A 6300-nucleotide genomic window follows, 5' to 3' on the forward strand; every position below is an offset into this window, starting at 1 on the left:
CTTTGACAAGGACTTGATAGACTGACCACTTTGACGTAGTTCATAGATCTTGATTTTATCTTCATAACTCAATTTCATAAAAATAACACCCCAAAAGTTAGATTTTTTTCTGTCTAACTTTTGGGGTGCGGTTCATAAGGGCTTCTTTTACTCTATTTTTTCAATCAAGACTTGGTCTAACAATTGATTCACAATCTCACGGCGTGCAATGCCAACACCATTCTCCATGGCATTGGCAGTCCCGCTGGCTATGGCAAACCGAATCACCTCCTCGTCGGACAAATGGTGCTTGAAAGCATAAATTGCGCCAGCCACCGTAGCATCACCTGAACCTGTTGGATTGACAAGGTCAATGGTAGGGGCTGCTACATCATACAACTGACCACTGAATTGAGCAATGGCACCCTCTGCACCACATGAAACTAGAGTATACGGAATAGGGAGAGGATTTTCTTTTACATAATCCAATACTTCTTGTTTATTGTTGAACGGTAGACCTGTTAACTGGCAAAATTCTTCTAAATTGGGTTTTATAAAATCTGGATAGGAAGTGGCATTATGAACGATTTGCTGTAAGGCATTTCTTGAAAAATCGGCTAATATTTTTGTTTCTGGGGCAGTGTTTTTTCGCAGAAAATAGACAAGGTCGTTATAGAAATACTCGTCATCAGAATTTACAGAGCCATTTAGAGAGATAATCTCTATTTTTTTTTCTGTCACGATTTGCAAAATTCTGTCAAATATTGCTTCCTTCATTTCAGGATAAACTTTTGGACCAGCTTCAACAATTTCAGTATGGACATTATCGTCATGCATGATGGTGATGGAGTGTCGTGTCTCTGCTTGGATGGGGATATACAGTGACTCAAAATGTTCATTTTCCAAGTGTTTTTTGAAAAATTCACCTGATAATCCACCGACAAGAGATAAAGAAGTCGCCTTTTCTCCCAAATAAGAGAGTGCGCGTGAACAATTAATCCCTTTTCCGGCTGACATAATGGTTGAATTTTGAAAACGATTATGAACACCAAGTCTGAATGTAGGTTCAAAGTACAGCAAGTCAACGGAAGGGTTTAAAGTAATAATTAGAACCATGGACAGATACCTTTCTCTTTAAGTTAGTTGATAACATCGGTAAACTGCTGATAGTGCTTCTTGGTTTCCGTATCTAATTTTGAATCCGAAATAATTGCATCAAGTTGGCTGGCTTTTCCAAAAATATAGGAATCGCTGACTCCAAATTTTGAATGGTCTGCCAACAAATAGACATTTTTTGCTTGGTTGATAGCTAATGATTGAAGTCGCCCGCTAAAAGGAGAAAAAGTTGTCAAATTATCATCAATCATCCCATTGGTCGCGAGAAAAGCATAGTCAATTGAGAAATCTTTGACCAGCCTTTCAGCATGCTCCCCATGAAATTCTTCTGATTTTGCAACAAATTCTCCACCTGTTAGCAATACATTTTCAAAATGATGCTCAACTAGCCAATTAAAAGTAAATAGACTATTTGTAATGATGTGCTTATGATCGTTTTTTAGATGTTTGGCCAGAGCTAAAATGGTTGTTCCAGCCCCAAGATAAATCACACTTTTGGGCGCGATTAAATCAGCAGCAAGTTGGGCAATATAGTCTTTTTCTTCTGGGAATAGAAGACGTTTTTCATCAGTTGTTTTAACCTTGAAAGTGACCCTTCTTACGCCTCCGTGTTCCTTAATGATAGCATTCTCCTTGCTTAACTCAGCGACATCTCGACGAACTGTCATCGTAGAAACATTTAGGGCCTCAGCAAGTTCTTGGTAGGTCAACACATCGGATTGTTGAAGCATTTGTAAGATTTTGTTTTTTCGATTGATTTTCAACACACAATCATTCCTTTCAACATACTTAGATTACACTACCATGATAACATATTATCAGAAAATAGACCTACAAAACGAAAATTAACAAAAACACAAACAAAATATAACAAAAAATAACAAAGAAAGCGTTGACAAATTAAAAAATAACATTTATAATCATATTATAACAAAAACATAACAAAAAGTTAACACAAATTAACATTTTTTGCCAAAGGAGTTGTAGTATGTACAAAACAATGTTACAACCGGATTTAATTGGTTTGGATTTCCAGGAGACAAACCAATTGAACTTATTTCAATCTGTGAGCAAAATCCTTTTATTAAAAGGATATGTAACAGAGACTTATCTCGAATCGTTGATAGAAAGGGAGAGACAATTTCCTACGGGTTTGCAAACTAGGTATCTGAATATTGCCTTACCGCATACGGATCCGGAAGTTATCAATCATCCATTCATCTTTGTAGTGAGAAATAGTCAGCAAATTACGATGTTACAAATGGGAGATAATTCTGAAACTCCGTGTCGACACTTTCTCTTTCTTGGAATTAAGGATCCAAAAAGCCAAGTAGGTTTGCTAGCTAAGCTGATGGATTTGTTTTCGAAGGAAGATTTTGTAACTCATTTTGCCCAAATCGATGATGAGGTAGCCATGTATCAACTCTTAAGCAGTCATTTATAAAAAATATATTAAAGGAGGCCAAATAATGGCAAGAAAACTTATTGTAGCATGTGGTAGTGGTGTGGCAACAAGTACCACAATTGCTGAAAAAATCAAAACTCGCTTTGAAGATGATGGAATTAATTATCCCGTTGAAGCGGTGGATTACAAATCGATTCTGAGTGAATTGCCTCAAGCAAGTATCTATGTTTATATAGCGATGCCAGAACAAGAAGTGCTGGATGAAGCAGCTCGATTGGATGTAGATGTTTTTCCAGGTGTTCCTTTCCTGACCGGGATGGGAGTAGATAGTGTCTATGACCAAATTGTGGAGTCAACAAATAAATAAAAGGTTAGCCAATGTTAAATACTTCTCAAAAGGCTAAGTATCTTAATAAAGGAGAAAAATTATGGAAATTTTTCAAAATGTCATCCAGTGGATTTTGGATTTGGGATCCGCCATTTTTGTGCCACTAATCATTTTTGTTCTAGGTTTATTGGTGGGGATGAATGTTAAAAAAGCTTTTATCTCTGCGATTACCTTGGGTGTAGCATTTACAGGTATGGGGATGATTATTGGTTTTATGTCAAACGCTGTATCTCCGGCTTCGGAGGCGTTGGCCTTAAATACAGGTATCTCCCTTCCAGCATTGGATTTAGGGTGGACTGGGGCAGCCAGCATTGTTTGGTCCTGGGGTTATGCCTTTACCTTCTTCGCTGTTCAAATTATCATCAATATTATCATGTTGACACTTAATTGGACCAAGACCCTCAACGTAGATATGTGGAACGTTTGGGGGAAAGCTCTGACAGGCTACCTTGTCTATTATGTAAGTGGACACCTCTGGGCAGGCTTTCTCGTAGCAGCCCTTCAAGTCGTCCTCGAGTTGAAACTAGGAGATATGTTTCAAAAACATATCGAAGATTTGACTGGTATTCCAATGGTGACTGTTACCCACTGTATGAACCTTTCAGCGGTCTTTATGTTGCCAGTTAATAAAGTCATGGATAAGATCCCATTCCTCAACAAAAAAGCAGATACGAATGCTCTGCGTAAGAAACTGGGGATTTTCTCTGAGAACTCCGTTATGGGCTTTATCATTGGTATCTTACTCGGCTTTGCGGGGGCATACTCTGTGTCAGCTTCCCTCAACCTAGGTATCCAAGTTGCGACAGCCATGGCTCTCTTTCCAATGGTCAGCAAGCTCTTCATGCAATCTCTGTCACCATTAGCGGACTCTATGAGTGAATTTATGAAGAAACGCTTTAATGACCGTGAAGTTTACATTGGTATGGACTGGCCACTACTGGCTGGCCGCTCTGAAGTTTGGGTAACGTTGATTTTGATGGTCCCATTCTTCATTGGATATTCTTTGATTCTTCCAGGAAATACTGTTTTGCCGATTGCAGGTGTTCTCAACTATTCCATTGCTGTTGGAGGACTCTTGCTTACGGGTGGTAACTTAGCACGGATGATGATTTTAGGTTTGATCTATCTGCCACTCTACCTTTACAGTGCCACATATTTTGCACCAATCCTGACCGGGTTGGCCAATGCAACTAAATCAGTAAATGTTGAGCCTGGCAATCTAATTACATGGTCCACTTTGGAAGCACCTGAATTACGCATTCTTTTTGCAGAAACCTTTAATGGTAATTTCTTAGCAATTGGAGGGGCGGTAGTCTTCTTGTTACTTTTTGTATGGCTCTACAAGACAATGATGACACAAGAAGTTCCGTCAAAACGCTATGAAAGTGAATAAAAGTTTGTGGTTGATACTCTTGTTGATAGCACTCATATTCTTCTTATTAGGGTTAAATAGTAGAAATTATGTATTCAATATCATAGCAATTGGAATCAGTTTTGTCGTCTACCGCTATGGGTATACAAGCTTATTCAAAGAGTATGATGAGCAACAACGAGAAAAGAGAAAGACAGCTGACGTCATATATCAGGCGCTGCGAGAAGGAAAGAAAAAGGGGGGGAGACTAAATGACAAGTGGAAAAATACTTTTTGAACAGGAAAGGCGGGCTATGGCTGAAGCCATCGAATTGACCTTTTATAGAAAAAATACCAATACAGCTGGGGGAAACTTCTCCTTTAAAACGACTGATGCAACTGGTAAAGAATTCATTATCATGACACCCTCCATGATGTCAGAGACCTATCATGGTAAAGTTAGTGCAGCTCAGGTCTTGGTGATTGACTTGGAAACCAGGGAAAAGATAGCTGGCGAAGGAAAACCAACTCGAGAGATTAACCTGCACTTTGCTTGCTATGAAACAAATCCGGACATAAAATGTGTATTCCATGCCCATGCGCCGAACGCTATGTTTTGGGCCACTAGTCACCTGGATATGCCCAACTTGTCTGAAGCAACACAAAAGGTGGAGCACATCAAAGTTTTGGACTTTGCGCCAAATACAACTCCAGAGTTGGCGGAAATTGTTCGTCAGGAGCTACTTTCGGCGGGGAAAAAATTACCAAAAGAGTATCTGCTTGATAGTCATGGTATCCTAGTCTTGACACCTGGAGCTGATGGTGAGGAGGCTCTAAATAAGGCTCTTCAAATCATTGATACAGTGGAATGGAACGCAGAGATTGCATATAAGCAAACTATTTTCCAAAAGCTGGGTATTCTGGATGGCTACTATTCAAAAGGCCGTAAGGTTGGAAATATTGATGATCTTATTAACCATCACCCTATCTGGAATCAAGAAAAGCAAGATGAAGGTTATGAATAAATAAAATGGGAGGAGGATAGGTACCTATCCTCCTTTTTACCATTCTTCAAAAAGTGAAAGGAAATGTTATGGTATTATTTGAACAATCATCGGTTGTAAAAGAACTGACTACCTTAACTTACGACATGTGGAGCAAGGGTTGGGATGAATACAATGGTGGCAATGTTAGCTGTATTTTGAGTGATGAAGATCTTGAGCAACTGCCAAGGGATGAGCCGATAAAACAGGTGATAGTAGAGGATATTCCTTTTGACATGGTAGGGAAATATATCCTGATTACAACCTCTGGCAGTCATTTCCGAAATCTACGAGACCATATCAAACGAGATATGGGTGTTATCAGAGTAACAGAAAAAGGTTATGATATTGTCTGGGGATTTTCAGAAAATCGCCGACCAACCAGTGAATTATATATGCACCTCTTAGCGCATGCACAAAGACTTGCTGTTGATCTCAACCATCGAGTAGTAGTCCATAATCACGCTCCCAACGCGACGGCCTATTCCCTGATATCCGAGCATAATGATAAGTCTTATACCCTACCTTTATGGCGCGTATTGACAGAGAGCATCGTAGTCTTTCCAGATGGCGTTGGCATTCTCCCCTGGGAGTTGCCGGGCACACTAGCCATTGCTCAACATACCGTTGAAAAATTAAAAGAATGCCGTCTTGTTGTTTGGGCCTTCCATGGAATTTTAGCCACTGGAAAAGATTTTCAAGATTGTTTTGGTTTGATTGAGACAGTGGACAAGGCAGCTATGATTCACTTGAAGACCAGAACAAGTAGACAATATGAAGGTTTGAGTGATAATGATTTGTATGCTGTCTGCCAAGTTTTGAAAGTTCAACCTAGGGAAGGCTTTTTGGATATTTCGGAATAAATACAAAAGAAGCTCAAAATGAACCGCACCCCAAAAGTTAGACAGAAAAAAATCTAACTTTTGGGGTGTTATTTTTATGAAATTGAGCTATGAAGATAAAATCAAGATCTATGAACTACGTCAAAGTGGTCAGTCTATCAAGTCCTTGTCAAAGC

Annotated in this window: 7 protein-coding genes; 5 read left to right on the top strand and 2 right to left on the bottom strand. The window is 39.2% G+C overall.

Features of this window, described 5'->3' with window-relative positions; translation table 11 throughout:
- Positions 1 to 147: 147 nt before the first annotated feature.
- The gene (locus ACEYCN_RS01140; protein ID WP_373712471.1) at positions 148 to 1095 is read right to left on the bottom strand and encodes a 1-phosphofructokinase family hexose kinase; all 948 of its coding nucleotides are present in this window, start codon (positions 1093 to 1095) and stop codon (positions 148 to 150) included.
- 23 nt (positions 1096 to 1118) lie between these two features.
- A complete protein-coding gene (locus ACEYCN_RS01145) occupies positions 1119 to 1862 on the bottom strand; it encodes a DeoR/GlpR family DNA-binding transcription regulator (protein ID WP_373712472.1) in 744 nt (247 codons plus the stop codon).
- A 221-nt stretch (positions 1863 to 2083) separates the two neighbouring features.
- On the opposite strand from ACEYCN_RS01145, the gene ACEYCN_RS01150 reads away from it, so the two are divergent.
- The 5 genes from ACEYCN_RS01150 (at position 2084) to rhaD (ending at position 6145) form a co-directional block, all read left to right on the top strand.
- Entirely contained in the window at positions 2084 to 2539 is a 456-nt protein-coding gene (locus ACEYCN_RS01150) for a PTS sugar transporter subunit IIA (RefSeq protein WP_373712473.1), read from the top strand.
- 25 nt (positions 2540 to 2564) lie between these two features.
- The gene (locus ACEYCN_RS01155; protein WP_373712474.1) at positions 2565 to 2867 is read left to right on the top strand and encodes a PTS sugar transporter subunit IIB; all 303 of its coding nucleotides are present in this window, start codon (positions 2565 to 2567) and stop codon (positions 2865 to 2867) included.
- Positions 2868 to 2928: 61 nt separating this feature from the next.
- Positions 2929 to 4281, top strand: a complete 1353-nt coding sequence (locus ACEYCN_RS01160; protein ID WP_373712475.1) for a PTS galactitol transporter subunit IIC — start codon at positions 2929 to 2931, stop codon at positions 4279 to 4281.
- A 230-nt stretch (positions 4282 to 4511) separates the two neighbouring features.
- Complete coding sequence (locus ACEYCN_RS01165; protein ID WP_373712476.1) at positions 4512 to 5264, top strand: class II aldolase/adducin family protein; 753 nt, start codon at positions 4512 to 4514, stop codon at positions 5262 to 5264.
- A 68-nt stretch (positions 5265 to 5332) separates the two neighbouring features.
- The gene (rhaD, locus tag ACEYCN_RS01170) at positions 5333 to 6145 is read left to right on the top strand and encodes a rhamnulose-1-phosphate aldolase (protein ID WP_373712477.1); all 813 of its coding nucleotides are present in this window, start codon (positions 5333 to 5335) and stop codon (positions 6143 to 6145) included.
- Positions 6146 to 6300 lie beyond the last annotated feature (155 nt).

This window comes from Streptococcus sp., from assembly GCF_041802885.1.
In the GTDB taxonomy this organism is placed as follows: domain Bacteria; phylum Bacillota; class Bacilli; order Lactobacillales; family Streptococcaceae; genus Streptococcus.